Raw genomic sequence first — 21,340 nt, 5'->3', positions numbered from 1 at the left:
AGCCTCCCGTCACACCTATCAGCCTCAGCCTCGTCTGCCAGAGTTCAAAGCTTATCCAGCGCCTGCGCCAAATCGGCTATAATATCGTCGGGGTCTTCAATACCGATAGAGAAACGAATCATCCCATCGGGAATAGCCCGCTCCATCCGTTCTTCCTGTGTCATGAAGAAGTAGGCCATCGCGCTCATCGCCGTTACGCTGATCAAACTTTCCACGCCCCCCAAGCTGCTAGCGAGCCGAGGAATCCGCATCGCGTCAACCACTTGTCTCGCTTGTTCCAGATGATCTACCTCAAACGTGACAACGCCACCGTATCCTCTCATTTGCGATAGAGCGATCGCATAATCCGGATGGGAAGGAAGGCCGGGATAATACACCTTGCGTACCTTGGGATGTGCATCCAAAAATTGAGCCACTCGCAGCGCCGTCGCATTGTGCCTCTCCATTCGAAGCCCCAGCGTCTTGAGACCTCGAGTAACCCAGTAGGCCATCATCGGTTGAATGGTACCGCCCATAATTTCAAGACTGTCTCGCATGCGGTGAATATCACTAGCCCGCCCGATCAATACTCCCGCAATGACATCGTTATGACCACTAATAAATTTCGTCGCACTATGAATAACGAGATCGGCTCCATACTCCAGGGGACGAAGATTGTATGGTGTGGCAAAGGTGCTGTCGACGATGAAATACAACCCCTTTTCCCGACACAGCTGAACTGCCTTTTTCATATCCATTACCCGCATATGCGGGTTCGTCGGCGTTTCTGCAAATACGATCCTAGTGTTAGGCTGAATCGCCTGTTCCAATGCCGTGAAATCATTCATCGGCACATAGGTAGATGTAATATTCCATTTCGTTAAATAACGATCGACGAATTCTTTGATATGAAAATACGGATCACCGACCATCACCAGATGATCGCCTGCAGATAGCAGGTCGAGCAGCGCCGTGCTGACGGCACTCATGCCGCTTGAGGTCAATAAGGCCGCCTCGCCTCCCTCCAGTGCGGCCAGCTTTTTCTCCACGGTCTGCTGGGTCGGATTCCCCGTTCGGCCATATTTGAACCGTGGATATCTTTCCTTTTCCAAATCGTTTAATCCATGCTTCTCTCTATAAAATGCCTCCAGCTCAGCCGTGCTTTCAAAATAAAAATTGACGGTCTGCACAATCGGAGTCGTTACACTGCCGTAAAGGTTACGTGTCTCTTCACCTGCATGCACGATGTCCGTATGAAACCTTCTCGGCTCAGCCGATGGTTGTTCTTTCCCTAGCATGCCATCTATCTCCTAACTATTTTATTATCTGGCTAGCCATTGTCCGATGCCTCGAGCCGTCGCTTGCTCATAAATTCGGGCTGCTATAGCGAGATCCGTCACACCTAAGCCAATGCTGCTAAACATAATCCGTTCGGAAGCGGACTCACGCCCGACAATCCTCCCTAACAGCCGCTGGCCAAGCGTGCCATGAAGGCAAGAGCAGCGCCACTCCCCCTCCTGCTCCATTAAAGCCAACGTCTGCACTCCTCTATGTCGGATTTGCTCCCAATCATCGACAAGGATTTTGTCGAACTGCCGTACGGCTTCGAAGGCAATTTCATGCCTGCCCACCTGCACGTACAAAACTCCTTCCTTCAGCCATTCCCCATGCACGATCGGCTCTCCTGAGGAAGACGTAGCGGTCACCAAAATATCCGATTCTACGACCGCCTCTTGAGCTTGCCCAGTCACTACAATTTCCGCTTTGACCTCATTCTTCATTCTAGAGGCCAGCTCCTCAGCTTTACTCCTGCTCCGATTGTAGAGACGAATTTGCTTAAGCTTCGGCAAAACCTGTGGAAGCAGCCGCAGGTGCATGGCTCCCTGTGCTCCGGCTCCAATAATCCCAAGCACCTCTGCGTACGGTGGCGCCAGCTCCTGCGCGGCTACAGCCGTTACAGCAGCCGTGCGGATGGCCGTAATCAGCGTACCGTCCATTATTGCAGCCGGATATCCGGAATCCGGGGATTGGATTACGATAACAGCTGTAATATCAGGTTGATCCACCTGATACGGATGTCCTACACTGACCCATTTAAAGCCGGCATAAGGGATGTTACCGCCCAAATAGGCGGGCATCGCCACATAATGCGGAAGAGGCCCTGAGGAGGGCCCTATTTTCTCTGCATACGGAATCGGCAGCGTCACCTTGGGAGGAAGCACGCTATCTTCTCGGGCATGGCACTGGAAAGCTCTCCTTACATCCTCCAACGCAGCTATCCAATCATGCCCTCCACTAGCGGCGACATCCGATTCATTGAGATAAAGCATTGGCTTATCCCCCAACGGTTTGATTTTATAACTGAGAACAATTATCATATCTTTATGTTATAGCTTTTCCCATTTTATGATAATGATAATCACTATCATTCATTTACTTCGACTATTTTTATTATCTGAACCTTGTTTGCATTCATAAGCGTATGAACCAACTCAATAACCCACAACAAAAAAGCCGCTTCGTTCCCTCATTGAGAGAACAAAGCGGCTTAATTCTGTCTTTTAACTAGTTCGCGCGGGTTCACCGTGTTATCCATATGAAGCTTCGGTGTCGCTGATAACAGAATGTACGGGTGATATTTATATTTTAAAGATTTTACTAGTTGGAAAAGATATCCTTGGCAGTTTGAATAAACAGCTTAACGGCTAACGATGACTCCTCCAGAGAAGGGACTGCTAATGTAATTTCCCTGTAAGGCTGCGGCTCCAGAGAGCGGATTCGCACGTTGGGCGGCAAAGAGGACAGTGATAATGAGACATTGGACATGATAGCCATCCCAAGACCTTCTTGAATCATATTTAAAGCCGTATTGACGTTGTGAACAACAAATTTGGCTTGAATCCGAGCGCCAGCTCGTTCGAACAGCTCATAGATTGGAGTTTCATAGCCGCCTTTACAAATGATCATCGGTTCATTATCAAGATGTTTGACATGAATGGTGTCAAGGCTTTGCAAAGGGTGATCTTCCCGCAAAAATAATGACATTCGTTCTTTGAGTAAGGGAACGGCTTCAAACTCATCGTTCGGCGGAATAATCCAACCGACATCGATCGTTCTCGCCGCTAACCATTCCTTAATCTCATCGATGCTTCCTTCGTGAAGCTCGAATCGGAGTCGCGGGTACTTCTCGCCAATGACGCGAAAAATTTTAGGTAAAAAATGTGCTGAAGCTGCTGGAAAAGAACCGATACGGATCAACCCGACTTCAAAGCCTTTCTCCGCTGCTACCTCTTGATCGACCTTATCAAAGCCTTTCAATATATCACGGAAAAGAACAAGGATGCGCTTGCCGACTTCCGTGAGTACAATCCCTTTACGGCGGTCACGAATAAGGAGGGTGACACCCAATTCGGCCTCCAGCGTAGAAATAGCGCGGCTTACCGCAGGCTGCGTCATATTCAGTTCTTGACCTGCTCTTGTAAAGCTTCCGGTGTCAGCAATTTTGACTAATAGTTTTAGTTGAGAATGAGTCATAACGTTTTTGGTATACCCCTTATGATTAACATTCATTTTATTTATTACAGAAATCATTGTATCATGGTTAAAGACAAAAGATAAGACAACAAGGAGTGGATTTACATGCCGCAGCTTTCACGTACACGGGCTGCCGTTTATTTGACGTTTCTCGTCATTATATGGGGAATCAACTGGCCGCTATCCAAATATGCACTTCAATACACACCGCCATTGCTATTCGCAGGGTTAAGGACATTCATCGGTGGGCTGATCCTGGTACTCATCTCGTTACCCAGATATAAAAAGCTGCGCTTAAAGCAAACATGGCACATTTACCTCATCTCTTCCGTTCTGAACATTATCCTTTATTATGGGCTTCAGACCGTTGGACTGAACTATTTGCCGGCTGGGCTATTCTCTGCTCTAGTGTTTTTCCAGCCTGTGCTGCTAGGTCTAGGTTCTTGGTTATGGCTTGGAGAAGCTATGTTCGGTTTGAAGATGCTGGGCTTGGTTCTGGGATTCTTCGGGGTCGCCGCCATCAGCAGCGGGGGATTTGCCGGTCCTATATCGACTATGGGGATTTGGCTCGCTATCGGCAGTGCGATTAGTTGGGCCTTAGGTACGTTATATATGAAGAAAACAACCGGGCAGGTAGATGCCATCTGGGTCGTTGCCCTTCAGATTTTTATCGGCGGTATCGTGTTATCAGGTACTGGCACCGTTTTTGAAAGCTGGTCCGATATTCATTGGAACTTGCCGTTCGTTGTATGCTTATTGTTCATTTCTATTTTCGTTATTGCTCTTGGCTGGCTTGCCTTCTTCAAGCTTGTAGGTTCCGGTGAAGCAAGCAAAGTAGGATCATTTACCTTCCTTATCCCGCTCATTTCGATTATTTGCAGCGTGCTCTTTTTAGGTGAAAAAATCACCGTTACACTGGTCGCAGGACTTATTCTTATCCTGCTTAGTATCGTTTTGGTGAATTCCAAGCCTAAAGCTTTGCGCAGTAAGAAGAACTTTAAGACGGCTTAGGCTTAGATACTTCTTCTCTTCCTACTCCTCTCTTTATAGTAAAAAGCCGCCTCGTGGGCGGCTTTTGGTTTGATGAGAGTCCTTATTAGAAATTCGCCAGAAATGTAGGTAGGGTATGCCTCGGAAGAGTTTACGTCCGCCTTTGAAATCCGTAAAAATACCACTAATTCTAATCGAAAATTTACGGTTTTCAACAGCGGCTGGAGGGGCATATCCTACCGAAATGTACACTAGCGAATTTAGGTTCTGAAGGCTTCTCACCAACTAAAAAAGCCGCTTTTCAGCGGCTTTTTTCTATTCCTCTTCGTCAAATACGCACTCCGCAGGCTTCAACACCTTCGTCTTGTACTTCCATTTGTATCCGAGCCATATGACCAGAAACAGCGGGATCCCGATATACGAAGCGAACATATACGCCCAGTCGACTTTCCCATCCGAGAAGGCCCCCATCGCTTGTCCGATAATGACGATGACGCAGAGCACTCCAGCCAATATCGGCCCGAACGGAAACCATTTGGCACGATAAGGCAGATCCTTCAACGATTTCCCCTGAGCTACATAGGCTCGGCGGAAGCCGTAATGACTTATGGCAATGCCCAGCCACGCAATAAATCCGGACATACCGGACGCATTCAACAGCCAGACGTACACCAAACCATCCCCATAGAATGAAGATAAGAAAGCGAACATTCCAAGTGCCGCTGTTGCCAGTAGAGCAAATACAGGCACTCCCCGGCTTGTCAATTTCTTCAGAAAGCGAGGCGCCTTACCTTCCTGCGCAAGCACCCATAGCATACGAGTAGATGCGTACATCCCCGAGTTGCCGGCTGATAGCACCGATGTCAAAATGACGGCGTTCATGACCGAGGCGGCCATGCTCAAGCCTGCTTTTTCAAATACGATTGTAAAAGGGCTCATCGTAATGTTGTCGCTGGATAGCGCTTCATTCGTGTAAGGAATGATTAAGCCGATGACGAGAATTGCCAACAAATAAAACAACAAAATGCGCCAAAACACAGTACGTATGGCACGCGGCACATTTTCCCTCGGGTTCTCGCTCTCCCCGGCGGCAACACCTACAAGCTCCGTCCCTTGGAAGGAAAACCCTGCCGCCATGAACACACTTAACGCAGCTAAGAAGCCTCCGTGAAAAGGCGCGTCGCCTATCTTCCAATTTTGGAATCCGACCGATTGTTGAGACCAAATGCCGGCGATCATCAGCAGACCGATAGCAATAAATACGATAACGGTTATGACTTTAATAAGCGCGAACCAAAATTCCGTCTCCCCATATCCTTTGACCGAGAGCAGATTAAGCAGCGTCATCAACGCAAGAAACAACGCACTCCATAAGAAAGAAGAGCTGTTAGGAAACCAGAATTTCATAATCAGTGTGGCAGCCGTTAATTCCGCCGCGATGGTAATAGCCCAGTTGTACCAGTAATTCCACCCCAGCGCGAAGCCGAAGGCAGGATCGACGAATCTCGTCGCATACGTACTGAAAGTCCCGGATACCGGCATATAGGTTGCCATTTCCCCCAAGCTCGTTACAAGAAAATACACCATTATACCAATGGTCAAATAAGCAAACAGGGCGCCTCCTGGCCCCGCTGTATGTATGGCTCCTCCGCTTGCCAGAAATAAGCCCGTTCCAATGGATCCGCCTAACGAGATCATGGCCATGTGGCGGGCCTTCAGCCCTCTTTTCAGCTTTTCTTCCTTCAAAAAAGAACACTCCCTTGTCGTCACCGTTCCCGATAAGACTGTATCTTGCCTAATATAGAATAGTAGTGCTGGAGTTAAAGATCAATTGAAAAATTTTACAATTTCAATAAATTTCAAATCGCCAATACAGCAAAACCCTTCTATATTTTACCGTCCCATACTCCTTTCGATACGTCAGCCTGTGGATTTTATGCTGAGGCCTTATCCCAAAACAATATTACGAAGCGCAACTAACAAGGAGAAAGAACGTCTTGTGGCGGACAATTTAGGTGCGACTGTGGCTTATGACGAGGCTGCAGGTAAGGTGGCTTTCCGAAGTGGAGTGCTTCTATGTATCTAGATATTTATGACGGGGATAAAGTAGTAAGGTTCGGCGCTACCTTGGTTTTGAATCATGCAAAATATGTGTCCCCTTCATCGCAAAAAGAGGAGCTTGATAAATATATGGATAGTTTGTACCAAAAAAAGACGGGTAGAAAACTTCATCCTTATAAAGGTGTATCTTAGATGGCTCTCATTTTCAATGTTTCCCGGCAGCAAATCCGCTACCGGGTCTTTAGCAGGCTTCAGCCAGGCTGCACAACCAGTACTTCACCAGGCATCATGGAGTTCAGCCCCTCATACCCTTCGCTTCTTAAACGGGCGTAAAGAGCATCCGTAGAAGCTTTCCCTGCATGCACAAGAACCGTCTGCTTAGCTCGCATCGCTTCCAGCATCGCCTTCACATCAGGCAAGCCTTGATGTACCTTGTATCGGACAAAATGTATTCGGCTGCCGTCCTCTCCAGGTTCTTCCCCATTAAGCAGCCGCTGGCCTAGGCTTCCCCGGGCCAAATGTCCGGTCAGCATTACTCTGTAGCTTCCGGTTGTACGAAGCTCGCTATAGTACCATCGGCATTTGGCCGATTGCATCATGCCGTCGTTCGTGAACACGATGACACCGCCCGATGGTTTAGCGGCGAGTGCTTCAGCCCGTTCCGTCTCTTGATCCACTACAAGCAAACGTTCATCCGATAGGCAGTTTTTAATGCGCTGTGCCGCATTTTCTTTCAACCATTCCGGCCATTCCAGCATTTGTCCGAATACGTCCATAATCTCTCGTTCAACTACGATCCTTGCCTGCGGGAATGAATCGAGTGCCCACAACAGCAGCTCCTGTCCTCTTCCGTAGGTCGGTACTGGTAATAGCACCGTGTCGCCCTGCTGTAGCGCTGAGTCGAACACCCCTTTCAATTGCATCAGCTTATGCTCCTGGAAATCTTCATCGATACCATAGGCCGCTTCCACTATAGAAAGATCGATAGCTTCTTGCGAAGCCGTGCTGCCGCACTCCTGCAACCCGCTCTGGATAGCCTCTTTATAAGCAGGTACACTGGGAGTTTCCGCCGCGAGCAGCGCCGATTCTGACGTATAGTCTCCCGAGAAGAAAGCCAAGCTCCCTTCCATGTTGAGCAGCAGCCAAATAGAGCCGGGAAGATGCCCGCTTCTCCCCCAGCAGACGCTAAGCTTCTCGGACAGCTCCAGCCATTCGCCGGGCGGGGCTTCTTCTTCAACGAACGCATAGCGGATCGCTTGGATATGCTCCTCCTCATAAGGCAGCTCAAAGCCTTGATCCCTCACATATCGCCTCCAGGCGTCAAAATAGGAGGGAAGCTGGCGAACGGTAGCTCGAGTCGTCCATACTTTGCCGCCATAGCCTTGCTTGTATAGCAGCGGCAGAGCCATGGAATGATCTTCATGGGCATGAGAAAGAAACACCTCATCCAAATTGGATACGGCCTGCTCATCCAGCAGAGGGTATTCCCCTGTCCCTTCCTTCTTCACCCCGCAATCCAACAATACGCGGGTTTGACGGTGTTCCACGAGGTAGCAGGAACGGCCATGCTCCCCGGCACCGCCCCATACAGTCACTTGCATTATTTTATTTCACACTCCACTTTTTGTTTGCGCTTATCGTATTCACGGCAAGGAGCAAAATCGTCGTTAGCCCGACGGAGACAACCGCCATCGCCATCCCAAGCGATACCTTGCCCTGCTCGAATTGAGAAAAAATATACGTTGCCGACGTTTCCATTGAAGGCGGCAAAATCATCAGAGACGCTACTAGCTCACGAACCGATATCGTGAAGGTCATCATCCAGCCCGCCAACATCCCTGGTATAATAAGCGGCAGCAAAATTCTACGGAAAATGTATATCGCGCTCCCTCCGAATACCCGACCCGCTTGAAATAACGAATCATCCAGTTGGGCGAAATTCGCTTTGACATACTGTACTGTATAAGGGAGGAAGAAAACCACATAGGTCAACACGACCATACCATACGTGTTATACAACGGAATCGGATTCCATGGTGCATTCCATAGCAAAATCAAGCCTACCACAATGACAATACCCGGCACCGTGTTGGGTAATAAGCTGAACAAGTCAGTCAGCTTCTGCGGCCACGATCTAGCACGCCCGATCATCAGGGCGAAATAAGTACCAAGGATGACCGAAACGGTCGCCCCCACCAACGACAGGCTCACACTATTCATCAGCGCTTGCATGCTTTTGGAGCCCCATGTAAGAAGCTCCACATAATGTTGAAGCGTCAGGTTCGTCCAAGCCAGGCCGACTCCACGCAGCTTCATTAAGGACGCTGCAATAATCGAGAAGTAAGGAATGCCTATCGAAACTGCTAGCAAGGCTACCACATAGAACCAGACAAGGCCGCGCATCCAGCCGCTCAGCCGGTACAGCTTCCCGCGGGAGCCTTTGCCTCCGACCAGCGAATAGGTGAACCGCTGGCTGACAATCGACTGCATGTACCAGATGAGCAAGCAGGAGGTTAACAATATGGAAGCGAGCGACGTCGCCTTACCGAAGTCGATCGGCCAGCTTGAGATGTATTTATGGATTTCCGACGTCAGCACGTAAAAGCCGATCTTGCGGCCAAAGGTAGCCGGGGTGCCGAATTCGGCGATCGTTTTGACGAAAATCAACAACGCTCCCATCGCATAGCTGGATAGCAGCAGTGGCATCACTACGCGGCGAAAGCTGTACAGAAAACCGCCGCCATGTACACTGGCCGCCTCCTCCTTGCTGCCGCCGATCTGTACGAGCGCATTGCGCAGGATTAAGTACAGGAATGGGAATAAGTGAAGGCTCATGATAGCGATCATCCCGAACGAAGTGAAAAACACCGGAGTCACCACTGCGGCTGAAGGAAGCAGCTGCTCCAGATAGCCGTTCGTCTGCATAAATAAAATCCAGCCCATCGAGCCAATATACGGCGGCGTCATGAAGGGAATCAGTAGGACAATATCAAGCCACGTATGGCGCTTCAAGTCGGTTCTAGATAATATCCATGCCAACGGCAGAGCTAACACCGTCGTTCCTACGATGACGCACAAGCCGAGCCAGATGGAATTCCAGAACACCTCGCCTAGCTCATTGGCGAGAATCGTTCGAATCGGAGCTATCCAATCCCACTGCTCACCAGAATGAACGCTTGTCAAAAAGATGAAAAAAAGCGGGACGACCACCAGCAGCGTCAGAATCAGCAGCGCCAGTGTCATCCCCAGTTTTTTTAAAGAACCCGTGTTTGTGCTGTACATAGCTGCCTCTTATTTAAATAACTGCGTGAATTTTTTGGTTACAGCATCGCCGTTGGTGTCCATCCAATTCCAATCCACTTTCATTTGCGGAATTTGCTCCACACCCGGACGGTCTTTGGCTGGAACGTCTTTGCGGCCTGGCAGCAGATACGTTTCAGCCACCATTTTTTGTGCTTCATCGGACAGCAAATAATCGATAAACGCTTTGGCGTTGTCTACGTTTTTGCTGGATTTAATAATTGCTGCTGGACGCGGGCTAATAACAGTGCCACTCGCAGGGTAGATCATGTCGACAGGCTCGCCCTTAGCCTTAGCTTGATAAGTCATGTAATCAACACCGGCCGCCACGATGCTTTTGGAGCCTGTAATAACCGGATCAAGCGCTTCTTGGTTGGCTCCTGCCATAGCTACGCCGTTCTTCTTGTATTGATCGAGCAAATCCCAGCCTGAATCGCCCTTCATGCTCAAATATCCAGTAACGAAATCAAGCGCGGAGCCGGACAATGCTGGGTCTGGAATGTTTACTTTGCCCTTCCACTCTTCCTTCGTTAAGTCCGTCCACTCCTTCGGCGGGGTTTTGACGAGCTTCGTATTGTAGCCGATACCTAGCGCGGATGCACTGTAGCCGAAGAAGTTGCCTTCCTTATCGGACCACTCAGGAATCAATTTATCCACATTTTTTGCTTCCTTATACTCCAATGTAAGGCCGCTTTTCTTCAAGCCTTGGGCGGATGGCAGCGATGCCAGAACAACTACGTCGACAACCGGATTGGCCTTCTCGGCTTCCATACGGGATAAAATTTTGCCGTTCGTCCCTTGGAACATTTCAATTTTCACGCCGGTTTTTGCTTCGTAGCCCTTTTGAATGCTTTCGGCCAGCTCCTTAGGACCCGCACTGTAAACAACCAGCTTGCCGCTCAGCTTCTTCTCTTCTTTCTTTTCCTCATTTTTAGCAGGCTGCTGTGAAGGCTGTTCGGCCTTTGGTGCCGCTCCATTCGTTGCTGCCGTTTGCTGCTGTGAGGTTCCGCACCCTGCGACTCCAAACCCGACCATAGCCGTCAGTAAAAGAAGTGCCCCATTTTTCAATCCGCTTCTCATTTTCATTTGTTATAAGCCTCCCCATATGGTTACAAAATGTGATGAATGTGCCGTTGCGATACATAAACCTCAGTACGATGCCCGACCGGCAAACGCACTTGATGATACGCCGTCCAAAAGCCCATAGTCCCCATATCCATCAGAATCTCATATCGGTCACCGAGATAGCTGACGCTGCGGATGTTACCCGAATAGGTCTTTTGATCCGAATTCACTACATTTTCGGGCTGCCACTGGACATGCTCCGGTCGAACCATCCGCTTGTCCTTTTCCAGCCAGTTCGATTTGCCGATAAATTGCGCAACGAAAGGATGTGCTGGCAAATTGTATATTTGCTCCGGCTGTCCGCTCTGAAGAATACGCCCTTCCTTCATGACGACGATTTCGTCGGACATCGACATCGCCTCCGTCTGGTCATGTGTGACATAAAGCGCGGTCAACCCGATATCCCGGACGAGACTGATCAGCTCAAGCCTCATCTCATCGCGCAGCAGAGCATCGAGCGCACTGAGCGGCTCGTCAAACAGGACGAGCTGCGGCCTTGTTACGACCGCTCGGGCAAAGGCAACCCGCTGCTGCTGTCCTCCGGACATCTGGTGCGGATAACGCTCCTCCATCCCGCTTAAACGGACCTTATCAATGGCCTCCTGAACCTGGCGCTTCAAATCCTTCGTGCTGCCTTTCGCCCGCAGCCCGAACGCCACATTCTCGAATACCGTCATATGCGGCCACAGCGCGAAGTCTTGAAACACCATCCCGAAGTTTCTGCGGTGAGCAGGTTTATCTACCTTCCGGGAGCTTGAGAACAAGCATTCCTCGCCTACGAACAGCTCGCCACGGTCTGGTGTCTCCAAACCAGCGATCATGCGCAGCAGTGTTGTTTTGCCACAGCCTGACGGTCCTAGCAGCGTTGTGAAGCTGCCTTTTTGAATTCGCAGATCGGTCGGCTGCAGTGCCTGGACCTGATCGAACGATTTTTGCAAGCCTTGAATGATGACATCCATAAAATTCCCTTCCCATCTGCCAAACTAACCTCAGTGTACAGGTCCAAATGCAGGGAAGTATTATCTCTGCGTAAAGCCTTTGTTAAATTTATCAATGGGTTCTATTCAATTCCATAGATTTTCTCTATACTGAACCCGTACCTATCTCTAACCCAAAAGGATGTGCGATATGAACCTGCTGAAGCTGCAAATTGTCGAACTGTTGGAGAAGCATAAAAAGATTACTCCCGTTGCCGACGCTCTCGGATTGAAGCAGCCGACGGTCACCTTTCATATGAAAAGCCTGGAGCAAGAGCTTGGCGTTCAGCTATTCGAATCCCGGCTTGGAAAAATATTGTTGACTGAAGCCGGACAATCGCTCTACCACTACTCCGTCAAAATCAATTCGCTGGCCCATGAAGCCGAACGCGTCGTCAAGGAATATGACCAATTGGGCAGAGGCTCGTTACGGATCGGGGCAAGCTATGTGCCCGGTACTTACATTCTGCCGCGCATCTTGAGCGGTTTTGCCCAAGCTTATCCGAGAATCAGCTTAACGCTGCTGGTCAAAACGGCGCCGGTCATCAAGGAAATGCTGCTGAACCACGAGATTGATCTGGGAATCTTATCCTGCGAACCATTTCAGGCGCCTCACCTGGCTGCCCAAGTGTTATGCGAGGATGAATTAGTGCTGATCACTTCCCCGCAGCATCGATTGGCGGAATATGCGGAGCTCCGTGCTGAGCAGCTCGAGCATGTTCCGTTCCTGCTGCATAGCCCCGAATCGAGTACGCGTCAATTGACCGCCAAATGGGCTGAGAGCAACGGTATCCAGTTGAACGCACACATGGAGCTGGACTCCTTGGAAGCGATCAAGCAGACGGTGATGCTAGGAGAAGGCGTCTCATTCGTCTCCCAACTGGCGGTCCGTAAGGAAGTGGAGCGAGGCGAGCTCGTAAGCCGACCCATCCCTAAAAACTCATATAAACGGTATGTATATTACGCATATAATGTCGATCGTCGACAGTCCGCGGTCCTGGATCAGTTCAAGGAGCATCTGTACCGCTTCGCAACCGTGTGAAACTATATTTGAAGCGCGCACGGAATTCAGAGCACAGCAAAAAGCACCTCCTGATACATCCTCGAACAGCGTATTCCGCTGTAGAAGAGTAACTCAGGAGGCGCGAATTTGTTATAACAGAATGTAGTGCATTTAACCGGCAGAGAGCCGATCAGATTCAAACCTTCCCTCCGAATTTGGAGAAGCCACAGAAGCTCCGTTCCTCTGATGGAACGCATGAACATTATCCAGAAACTTCTGCATCGTGGCTCCCAATAAAGAATCACGGCGGCGGATGAACACGGTCGTAATCCGGCTGAACTGCTCCGGAAGCGTAAAGCAGCGGAGCCCGCCAGCCGCTTCCAAATGGGTAATGGTTGACTTCGGGACCAGTGATATTCCTAGACCTGAGCTTACCATAGCCAGAATCGTTTCGAGTGTCCCGAATTCCATAATTTTAGCGGGCGCAACACCCTGCTGTCCGAGCCACTGTACTAGCCTTGCGCGATACCCGCATCCTGCCCGGAATACAAGCAGCGGCTTATCCAGACACTGCTCGAGAGAATCGCAGTCATCATCCTTTTTAGCAATTAAAACGAGATCTTCCTCAATTAAATAATCCTGCTCCATCTCCGCATGGCGAATCGGTCCCGTCACGAAGGCCCCGTCCAGCTGATACTGCAGCACCTCGTTCATCAAATGCTCCGTAACTCCTGTGACCAGCGAGAGGTCAACGCGAGGATAATGCTTGCAATATGTGGATAAGAGCCCCGGCAGGCTGGAAACGGTCTCTACTGTCCCAATCAGGAGCGGACCTGACGGATCCTCCGGATCATGGAACGCCTGCTTCATATCATCCATAAGCTTCAATATTTTTTGCGTATATTCGAGCAGCTTCCTACCGTCTGCATTCAGTGCTACGCCTTTGCGGTGTCTGCTGAACAATGTCGTTCCAAGCTCATGCTCAAGCTGCTGGATTCTTGCCGTTACATTGGATTGAACATAGCTGAGCTCTCTCGCCGCTTTGCTGACGCTGCCGTGCTCTGCGACCGTTTGAAATATTTTCAAATCGTTAATATCCACTTCCTGCCGGCTCCTCTCTTCTCCTTTTATAATATCAATAATAATGATGTTTATAATCATTTTCAATCATTTTACATGATATGTTTTTGGGAATAAGATAGAAATCGTGTGAATCGTACATTTTCAGGAAGAAAGTAGGATATCAGCAATGAGAAAAGACCACATCATCAAAGGTGTATTGATGTGCTTATTGGCAAGTGTTGCCTGGGGCGCGATGTTTCCGGTAGCGGAAAGCGCATTTACCCATCTGGACCCTTTTTATTTTTCCGTTATTCGTTATTCCGCCGTCTCCATTATTCTGGTGATTATGCTTTGGATCAAAGAAGGAAGAAAGGCGTTAAGCTTCGGCGGCCGCGCCAAATCACTTTGGGTATTCGGTACGATGGCTTTCACTGTATATAATCTGCTCGTATTTTGGGGGCAAAACCAGTTAGGCACGTCCGGTGTCATTCTGGCCTCCGTCATGGAAGCTCTTATGCCTATTCTTTCCGTTCTGCTTCTCTGGATATTCAAGCAGCGCAAACCTGAGCCTCCGACCATTATCTGTATTGTTGTGGCATTGATAGGCTGCTTCATGGTCATTACGAAAGGCGACATGAGTGCATTTTTCGTTCAAGGCGGCGCGCTGTTCCCTGTACTTCTCATTTTGCTTGGCGTCATCGGCTGGGTCGTCTACACGATCGGCGGCAGCCAATTCAAGGATTGGTCGGTTCTCCGTTATTCGACTTTAACCTGCGTAATGGGTACGGCAACATCCGCAGCCATCGTGCTGTCTTTAACGGCTCTGGGCATACTGCATGCCCCTACGTTCCACATGGTGTACTCTGCGGGCTTCGAGCTTAGCTTCATGATCCTGATTGCCGGTCTTTTCGCACTTATCAGCTGGAATACGGGCATTAAGCTGCTCACTCCGGTCAACGGCATTTTATTTATTAACTTTGTACCAGTAACAACCTTCATCATCACTGTACTTCAAGGTCATTCCATGACCGTATATGATATCGGCGGCACCCTGCTCATTATCGCTGCTTTAGTCAGCAACAACCTGTACCAGCGTAGACGTGGTAGTCTGGCAGCGGCTGGAGCTGCACATTAATCAACCATCCCATACAAAAAGCTGTCCTCTGATTTCAGAAGGACAGCTTTCTTTTAATTCCCTTAGTTATTTTACTAGTAGAATTCCTTACTTGGAACTATTATATCTATCGTACACCGTTTGATAAATTTTCATCATTTTATCAAGACCCATATCATTAAGCTTTTTCAAATACTCGTCCCACTCTTTGTCGATACCGCCGGACATCATCCATTTCGCGCTCATTTTGCCGACGTAGCCATCGATATCGGTCAGGTAACGGGAGATCTGGTCGCTTTCTTCAGCGGTAAAGTATGCTTTAGGGAACCCATTATTTACGAGGAATGGAGCATATACGCTATCAACGTCCACTTTACTTCGTTTGCCGCTCGGCGTAACCACTTTCATTTCATTTACTTTATTCGTTAATGACCATACTGAGTATGCGGTAGGAGGAACCTTCTTGAATTCCTCTTCATTGGCGCCGGATGGAAGCGTAATCTCATCGTACTTGCCGTCCGAACGTTCTTTCAAGCTATCTCCGCCGATGACACCACTGCTGAATTGCAGCGAGATTTTCGGGTCAAAGGAATAGTCGATCCAGCGCATGGTCGCTTCCGGATTTTTGTTCACATTGGTGATCGAGAAAGAGCCTCTAAGCAGAATACCCGCAGGGTAATCAGCCCATACCGCCTTCTGTCCGTTCGGTCCTTTTAATGGAGGTACCGATACATAGTCCTGATTGCTCGGGTTCCAGTCCATAGCAACGCCTACGATCCCTTTGCTCGTTTTGGCATTGAACACCTTCGCGTCCTGGGTAAAGCTCTCCTGATCGGCCAAGCCTTCGGCGAACAGCTTGTTAATGAATTGAATCGCTTCTTTATATTGAGGCTGTACAGCTGTATAAATAACCTTATTGTTTTCGACGGACAGGTGGTTATGCCCTACTTTATGAATGTCGCGGTCGATAACCCCGAAGGCACCGAATAATGAGTTGATATCCGTGTTACTACCGTTGTTTTGTACAAATGACAATGGAATTTGATCCTTCTTGCTGTTGCCGCCGAGATCGTTCTCCTTAAAAGCCTTCAAAGTTGCATACAGCTCATCGGTCGTCGTTGGCATAGGCAGCTTCAACTGATCGAGCCATTTCTTGTTGATAAACATCGTCGATTTCGTTCTCGGATACGTCTCGTTAACCGTTGGAAGCGAATAAATATGACCATCCGGCGCCGTCAGCTGCTTCTTATAGGTCGGATTTTCATCAAGCAGCTTTTTGATATTCGGCGCATACTTATCAATCAACCCCTCCAGCGGAATAAGGATTCCCTGCGAGCCGTACTTGACAATATCCGTATCCTCACTCAAAATCCCGTGCCCGTAAAAAGCATCAGGCAGCTCTCCTCCAGCAAACAGCAGGTTTTTCTTATCTGCCCAGCTGCTTCCCGGGGTCAAGTTCCAGTTGATATGAATGTTAGTTTTGGATTCGATATCCTGGAACAGTTTATAGTCATTCAGGTCTTTACCTGAAGGCGGCTTGAAGCCCGCAAAGTTCAAGTTCAGCTTTTCCTTAGCAATCGGGAAATCTGTTGCATTAATGTTGCTCGGCAGCTCACCGCTCTTCTTGTCGTTTGTTCCCGCGGCGCTCTTGTCCCCTCCGCAGCCCGTCAATCCAAGTGCAATCGAAAGCGTTAATGCCGTTGTGGCTACTGGCCATTTCTTCTTGTTCATCGACATAGTCCCCCTTATTCTTCTTCCCTAGCTGCTATTCATAGCGGTTGCCCGCATTTAACCCTTCAGTGAACCTACCAGTGCGCCTTTAACGAAAAACCGCTGAAGGAACGGATACAGCACAAGCACCGGCAAACTGGATACGATAATGATTGCGTATTTCATAAGCTCCATACGTTTCTGCTGCTCTTGAGAGCCATCCTGCAGATTTTGCAAATCGGAGCCTTCGTTCATAATCAGGATGTTTCTTAGTATCACCTGAAGCGGCTGCATGGCGTTGCTTTTTAAATAGATAAGCGCTTGGAAATACGAGTTCCAATGCCCTACCGCATAGAACAGTACCATAACAGCTACGATCGGAAGCGCCAAAGGAATCGCTATTTTCACAAAAAACTTCATGTTGGTGCAGCCGTCGATCATCGCCGATTCCAGTACTTCACCCGGAATGTTGGATTGGAAGAACGTCCGCGTAATGATCACATTGAAGACGGATACAGCGTTCGGAATGACCATCGCCCAAACGGTATTGAGCATCCCGAGATCTTTAATTAACAAGTAGGTCGGAATCAGTCCTCCGCCGAAAAACATCGTAAACACGAGCAGGAACATGAATACATTTCTTCCGACCAAATCCGTTCTGGAAAGCGCGTAGCCAGCAGAAACCGTCAGTACGACATTGATAGCCGTACCTAATACAGTATACAGCAGCGAGTTCCGAAACCCGAGCCAGATGGAAGGTTCGGAAAGAACCTTTTTATAGCCATCCAAGGTCAAATGATCGGGGAAAAACAACAGCTTGCCTGAGTAAATCAAATCAGGATCGGTAACCGAGGCCATAATCACGAAGTAGAGCGGATAGATGACCAGAATCAGTAAAATGGTTATCAGCGAGTAGTTCACCACGTCGAAAGTGAGATCGCCTTTTGTTTTTGCCAGCTTCATCATGTCACTCCTCTACCATAGGCTCGTCTGCTTAAGCGATTTCGCGATTTTGTTGACCGAAATTAACAAAATGAAATTAATGACGGTATTGAACAGTCCGATAGCCGAGGCGTAGCTGTATTGAGCTTGTACGAGACCTGCCTTGTACACATAAGTCTGAATGGTCTCAGAAGCATCGACATTCAGCTGATTTTGCATCAAATACACCTTTTCGAACCCGACGCTCATCATATGCCCCATATTCATAATCAGCATAATAATGACCGTTGGCATAATTGATGGGATGTCAATGTGGAGGACGCGCTGCAGCTTGGTTGCTCCATCCACCACCGCTGCCTCATGCAAATCAGGGTTAACCGCCGTCAGCGCGGCCAAATAAATGATGGTTCCCCAACCTACGCTTTGCCATACCCCGGAAAAGACGAACACGGTCTTGAACCAGGAAGCATCTCCCATAAAGAAGATAGGATCGATGCCGAAGAGGCCGAGTAGCGAATTCACTGCTCCTGTTTTTGGAGAGAGCAGCAGATACACGATACCTACGACGACTACTGTTGAAATGAAGTGCGGTGCGTAAGTAACCGTTTGCACGAATTTTTTAAAACGTTCACTGGTCAACTGATTGATCATCAGTGCTAAAATGATCGGCGCCGGAAAAGCAACCAACAGTTCAAATACACTGATCCCGATCGTATTCTTGATGACCGTGCCGAATTGGTATGATTCGAAAAACCGGACGAAGTTGTCGAAGCCTACCCACGGACTTCCGCTGTAGCCTTTGATAGGATTGAAATTTTGAAACGCAATCTGCAATCCGTACATCGGTACGTAATGAAAAATAATAAAGTACGCAAGAGTCGGGAGCAGCAGCAAATATAAATCATAGTTGATTAGGATACTTCGGATGGTCTTTGCGAAATGGGATTTGGATGTGTTTCCTTGACCCTTTAATAGACCGGTCTGGACCGTATCGGTTTGTTGCGCCATGTTTGTCGTTCACCTCCGCATGTTGTCGTTGCCTTGCTTGTAACCGCTTCTATGAATCTTATTTAACACCGTTACCGCTGCCTCTGTATATAAGTGAGATCGACTAACCGACTATGCGAATATTGATATATAGGACTTTTCGGGGTCTGCATCAGTCAAAATTGACCTGCTCATATGCTAATTTTGCAGTTGCAGTCACAGATAAAACCCCGCCACAAACGAAGTCCGGTTTAAGCGGTTTGCTTCGAAATATGGCAGGGCTTTTTCGAATCTCATGACTATGGCTTAGACTTACGCACGCTGCTGTTTGCGATACTCCCCAGGAGTAACTCCAACCGACTGCTTGAATTTGCGGATAAAACTGGACACATCGTAATACCCGACCTGCAAAACAATTTCTTTTACAGAACGGTCATCCGTACGAAGCAGCAGCTTAGCCTGATCAATTCGAATTTCGTTCAAGTAGTCCATAACAGTCCGCCCTGTCTGCTCCTTAAAGTAACGGCTTAAGTAGGACAAAGACAAAGAGAAATGATCGGCGATCTTTTGAACGGAAAAGTCAGATTCGCTGTAATGCTTCAAAATATATTGTGTAATTTGCTCGATGAGGGCCGAAGAGGAGGCAGGCTTGCGTTCCTTGAGAGATTCGCACAGCGTAGCGCATGCGGTAGTGAACAAATCGGCTATTTCATCGAGCGTGGTGAAATCAGTCAACGCCATGACATCCGGAAAGCTGCCACTTGAGGTCCCTGGCTGTTTCTTTTCCACCAAAGCTATGAATTTACGGATCATATCGTAGCAAAGTTCCCTAGCGATAAACAAGGTCAGTCCGCTTTGCTTCATGCGAACGGCAATTTGCTGAACCTCCTCCGAGATTCGGTCGGGATTGCCATGCTGCAGCACGATATCCAGATCATCGAGCACGCGTCTCGGATTAAACATATCCTCATGATCATGAGCCAGCAATTCGTCGAAAAAAATCGTCCGCTGACTACCGCGAATCAGCTTGTAGTCAATAGCGGTGGATGCTTCCAGGTAAGACCTGCCGACCTGCGTCAGCTCTGCATACATATTCCCGACGCCCATCGTGATAGGCGCTTCGAACACCATGCTCAAATGCTCATGCAATTGGCCAAGCCATGACTTCCATTCCTCCAGGGAGCCTTCAACGGACATAATAAACATCGTCCGCTTTTCCTCCAGGCTGTCCTTACAATATCCTAAATAAGCTCCCCCGAATTTCTCGGATATTTCTGAAATCAGCTTCTCCTTGAAAGGAATGAGGGATGAAGGATATTCCAAAATCAGCACCGCGGTTAGCGGGTTCGGAAAAACAATATCTACTTCATTGCCCCTATCATTGAGCTCTTGCAGCGTTTTCATTTCGCCCTTCAACAAGCTGCCCAGCAAGTGCTCCTTGACAGCGGAACGGTTCTCTTCCAGCTTGCGCCCGAGCATCCGGTTCGAGTCGGCCATATCGTGAATAGCGCTGCCGATCGCGTCAATTTCATTTGCCCTACGAATCGAATGCCCTCGGACCGCTTCGACAAGCGCAGCCAGCCGCTTAACAGGCTTATAATTAAACAGCATGACAAGGTAGACAAGCAAGGAGCCCGCAATGAAGATGATCAGCAGACTATTAATCCATTGGAAAATGACCCGATTAACCGGTGCCATAACGAAGGATTGAGGCTGCATCGTAACGTACAGCAGGCCGCTCTTTGACGATTTTTGATAAGAAACTACGTATTGCTTATGCATGATGTCGAGCAGCTTGCTGCCCTTCTCTTCTGTCAGCTGCTTGTAAAATTCAGGATCCTTCAAGTAATCTTCCTGTTTATTGGCGGACAGCACCTGCCCTTTCGAGTCGAATACGATGGCATTACCCTTAGGAAGCGTCAGCTCCGCGTTCAACCCTTTCAGCAGCATGTCCTCCTTCATCATGAACATGACCGTACCATAAGGGCGTTGACTGTTGATCGGGATTGGAACCAAATAGGTGATAAGTCTCTGAAACGGCAGCCCGTCGATCTTCACATCCTCAGCAGGACGTAAGAACGGCTTGGTCAGGCTGTTCAAATCTTGAGAGAATTGCTCTGCACTCCAATCGGAGTAATGATAAAAATCTGTCACGAAGTCTTTCGCCTTATAGACGCTCAGCGAGGAATACAAATAGTCCGATCCGCGAATATGAAGGAGAATTTCCCGGATGCTGTCGTCCACAACCCGGCTCTCCAGCATTTTCTTCCCTTCATACATACTGAGAGGATCGTGAGTAAGCACGTAGGGGGACAACTCCGGCGTTTGTGTAATTTGTCCGGCTATTTTGTTCATTTGAATCAGCTTTTGATCTACTTCATCCTGCAGCTTATCCAGTAGAGCCTGATTATTCCGCTCCACCTCATTGCCCACAATATCGGCCAAACGCAAATATCCGGTTGTCCCCAAAAAAAGTAGCGGCAGCAAGAGCAAGACTATGTAGGACAAAAGGTATCGATAAAAGACCGGCAGCCGGTTAATCGCTGATTTCATCCA

The 21,340-nt window shown here is 48.6% G+C and carries 16 protein-coding genes; 3 read left to right on the top strand and 13 right to left on the bottom strand.

The window, feature by feature from the left end; translation table 11 throughout:
* Positions 1-44 precede the first annotated feature (44 nt).
* From BP97_RS35915 to BP97_RS0110810, 3 genes are all read right to left on the bottom strand, one after another.
* Positions 45-1,277: a trans-sulfuration enzyme family protein gene (locus tag BP97_RS35915; protein ID WP_051620501.1), complete on the bottom strand. Its 1,233-nt coding sequence runs from the start codon at positions 1,275-1,277 to the stop codon at positions 45-47.
* Positions 1,278-1,301: 24 nt separating this feature from the next.
* On the bottom strand, positions 1,302-2,309 hold the full coding sequence (locus BP97_RS35910; protein WP_051620500.1) for an ornithine cyclodeaminase family protein: 1,008 nt from the start codon (positions 2,307-2,309) through the stop codon (positions 1,302-1,304).
* Positions 2,310-2,637: 328 nt separating this feature from the next.
* Positions 2,638-3,513 carry a LysR family transcriptional regulator gene (locus tag BP97_RS0110810; RefSeq protein ID WP_028549112.1) on the bottom strand — a complete coding sequence of 292 codons (876 nt, stop codon included), beginning with the start codon at positions 3,511-3,513 and terminating at the stop codon, positions 2,638-2,640.
* A gap of 105 nt (positions 3,514-3,618) precedes the next feature.
* Between BP97_RS0110810 and BP97_RS0110805 the strand changes: the two genes are divergently transcribed.
* Positions 3,619-4,524, top strand: a complete 906-nt coding sequence (locus BP97_RS0110805) for a DMT family transporter (protein ID WP_028549111.1) — start codon at positions 3,619-3,621, stop codon at positions 4,522-4,524.
* A 294-nt stretch (positions 4,525-4,818) separates the two neighbouring features.
* Here the strand turns inward: BP97_RS0110805 and BP97_RS0110800 are convergent, their stop codons facing one another.
* The 5 genes from BP97_RS0110800 to BP97_RS0110770 all read right to left on the bottom strand — a co-directional run bounded on the left by BP97_RS0110800 (position 4,819) and on the right by BP97_RS0110770 (position 11,948).
* Positions 4,819-6,207: an amino acid permease gene (locus BP97_RS0110800; protein ID WP_051620512.1), complete on the bottom strand. Its 1,389-nt coding sequence runs from the start codon at positions 6,205-6,207 to the stop codon at positions 4,819-4,821.
* A 608-nt stretch (positions 6,208-6,815) separates the two neighbouring features.
* The gene (locus tag BP97_RS0110785) at positions 6,816-8,165 is read right to left on the bottom strand and encodes an MBL fold metallo-hydrolase (RefSeq protein WP_036745699.1); all 1,350 of its coding nucleotides are present in this window, start codon (positions 8,163-8,165) and stop codon (positions 6,816-6,818) included.
* 4 nt (positions 8,166-8,169) lie between these two features.
* Positions 8,170-9,846: an ABC transporter permease gene (locus BP97_RS0110780; protein ID WP_028549107.1), complete on the bottom strand. Its 1,677-nt coding sequence runs from the start codon at positions 9,844-9,846 to the stop codon at positions 8,170-8,172.
* Positions 9,847-9,855: 9 nt separating this feature from the next.
* A complete protein-coding gene (locus tag BP97_RS0110775) occupies positions 9,856-10,950 on the bottom strand; it encodes an ABC transporter substrate-binding protein (protein WP_028549106.1) in 1,095 nt (364 codons plus the stop codon).
* A gap of 23 nt (positions 10,951-10,973) precedes the next feature.
* On the bottom strand, positions 10,974-11,948 hold the full coding sequence (locus BP97_RS0110770) for an ABC transporter ATP-binding protein (protein ID WP_028549105.1): 975 nt from the start codon (positions 11,946-11,948) through the stop codon (positions 10,974-10,976).
* 169 nt (positions 11,949-12,117) lie between these two features.
* Between BP97_RS0110770 and BP97_RS0110765 the strand changes: the two genes are divergently transcribed.
* Positions 12,118-13,008, top strand: coding sequence for a LysR family transcriptional regulator (locus tag BP97_RS0110765; protein ID WP_028549104.1), 891 nt, complete (start codon positions 12,118-12,120; stop codon positions 13,006-13,008).
* Positions 13,009-13,140: 132 nt separating this feature from the next.
* Here the strand turns inward: BP97_RS0110765 and BP97_RS35905 are convergent, their stop codons facing one another.
* The gene (locus BP97_RS35905; protein WP_051620511.1) at positions 13,141-14,070 is read right to left on the bottom strand and encodes a LysR family transcriptional regulator; all 930 of its coding nucleotides are present in this window, start codon (positions 14,068-14,070) and stop codon (positions 13,141-13,143) included.
* Positions 14,071-14,218: 148 nt separating this feature from the next.
* On the opposite strand from BP97_RS35905, the gene BP97_RS0110755 reads away from it, so the two are divergent.
* Positions 14,219-15,166, top strand: a complete 948-nt coding sequence (locus BP97_RS0110755) for a DMT family transporter (protein WP_028549103.1) — start codon at positions 14,219-14,221, stop codon at positions 15,164-15,166.
* 87 nt (positions 15,167-15,253) lie between these two features.
* Here the strand turns inward: BP97_RS0110755 and BP97_RS0110750 are convergent, their stop codons facing one another.
* From BP97_RS0110750 to BP97_RS0110735, 4 genes are all read right to left on the bottom strand, one after another.
* Positions 15,254-16,876, bottom strand: a complete 1,623-nt coding sequence (locus BP97_RS0110750) for a type 2 periplasmic-binding domain-containing protein (protein WP_028549102.1) — start codon at positions 16,874-16,876, stop codon at positions 15,254-15,256.
* 57 nt (positions 16,877-16,933) lie between these two features.
* Entirely contained in the window at positions 16,934-17,821 is an 888-nt protein-coding gene (locus tag BP97_RS0110745; RefSeq protein WP_028549101.1) for a carbohydrate ABC transporter permease, read from the bottom strand.
* 9 nt (positions 17,822-17,830) lie between these two features.
* Complete coding sequence (locus tag BP97_RS0110740; RefSeq protein ID WP_028549100.1) at positions 17,831-18,805, bottom strand: ABC transporter permease; 975 nt, start codon at positions 18,803-18,805, stop codon at positions 17,831-17,833.
* 291 nt (positions 18,806-19,096) lie between these two features.
* Positions 19,097-21,337 carry a helix-turn-helix domain-containing protein gene (locus BP97_RS0110735; protein ID WP_028549099.1) on the bottom strand — a complete coding sequence of 747 codons (2,241 nt, stop codon included), beginning with the start codon at positions 21,335-21,337 and terminating at the stop codon, positions 19,097-19,099.
* Between the last annotated feature and the right edge of the window lie 3 nt (positions 21,338-21,340).

This window comes from Paenibacillus sp. UNC451MF (assembly GCF_000686845.1).
Lineage (GTDB): Bacteria > Bacillota > Bacilli > Paenibacillales > NBRC-103111 > Paenibacillus_S.
The sequence above is the reverse complement of the archived record's forward strand: the minus strand, read 5'-3'. Positions and strand labels throughout refer to the sequence as shown.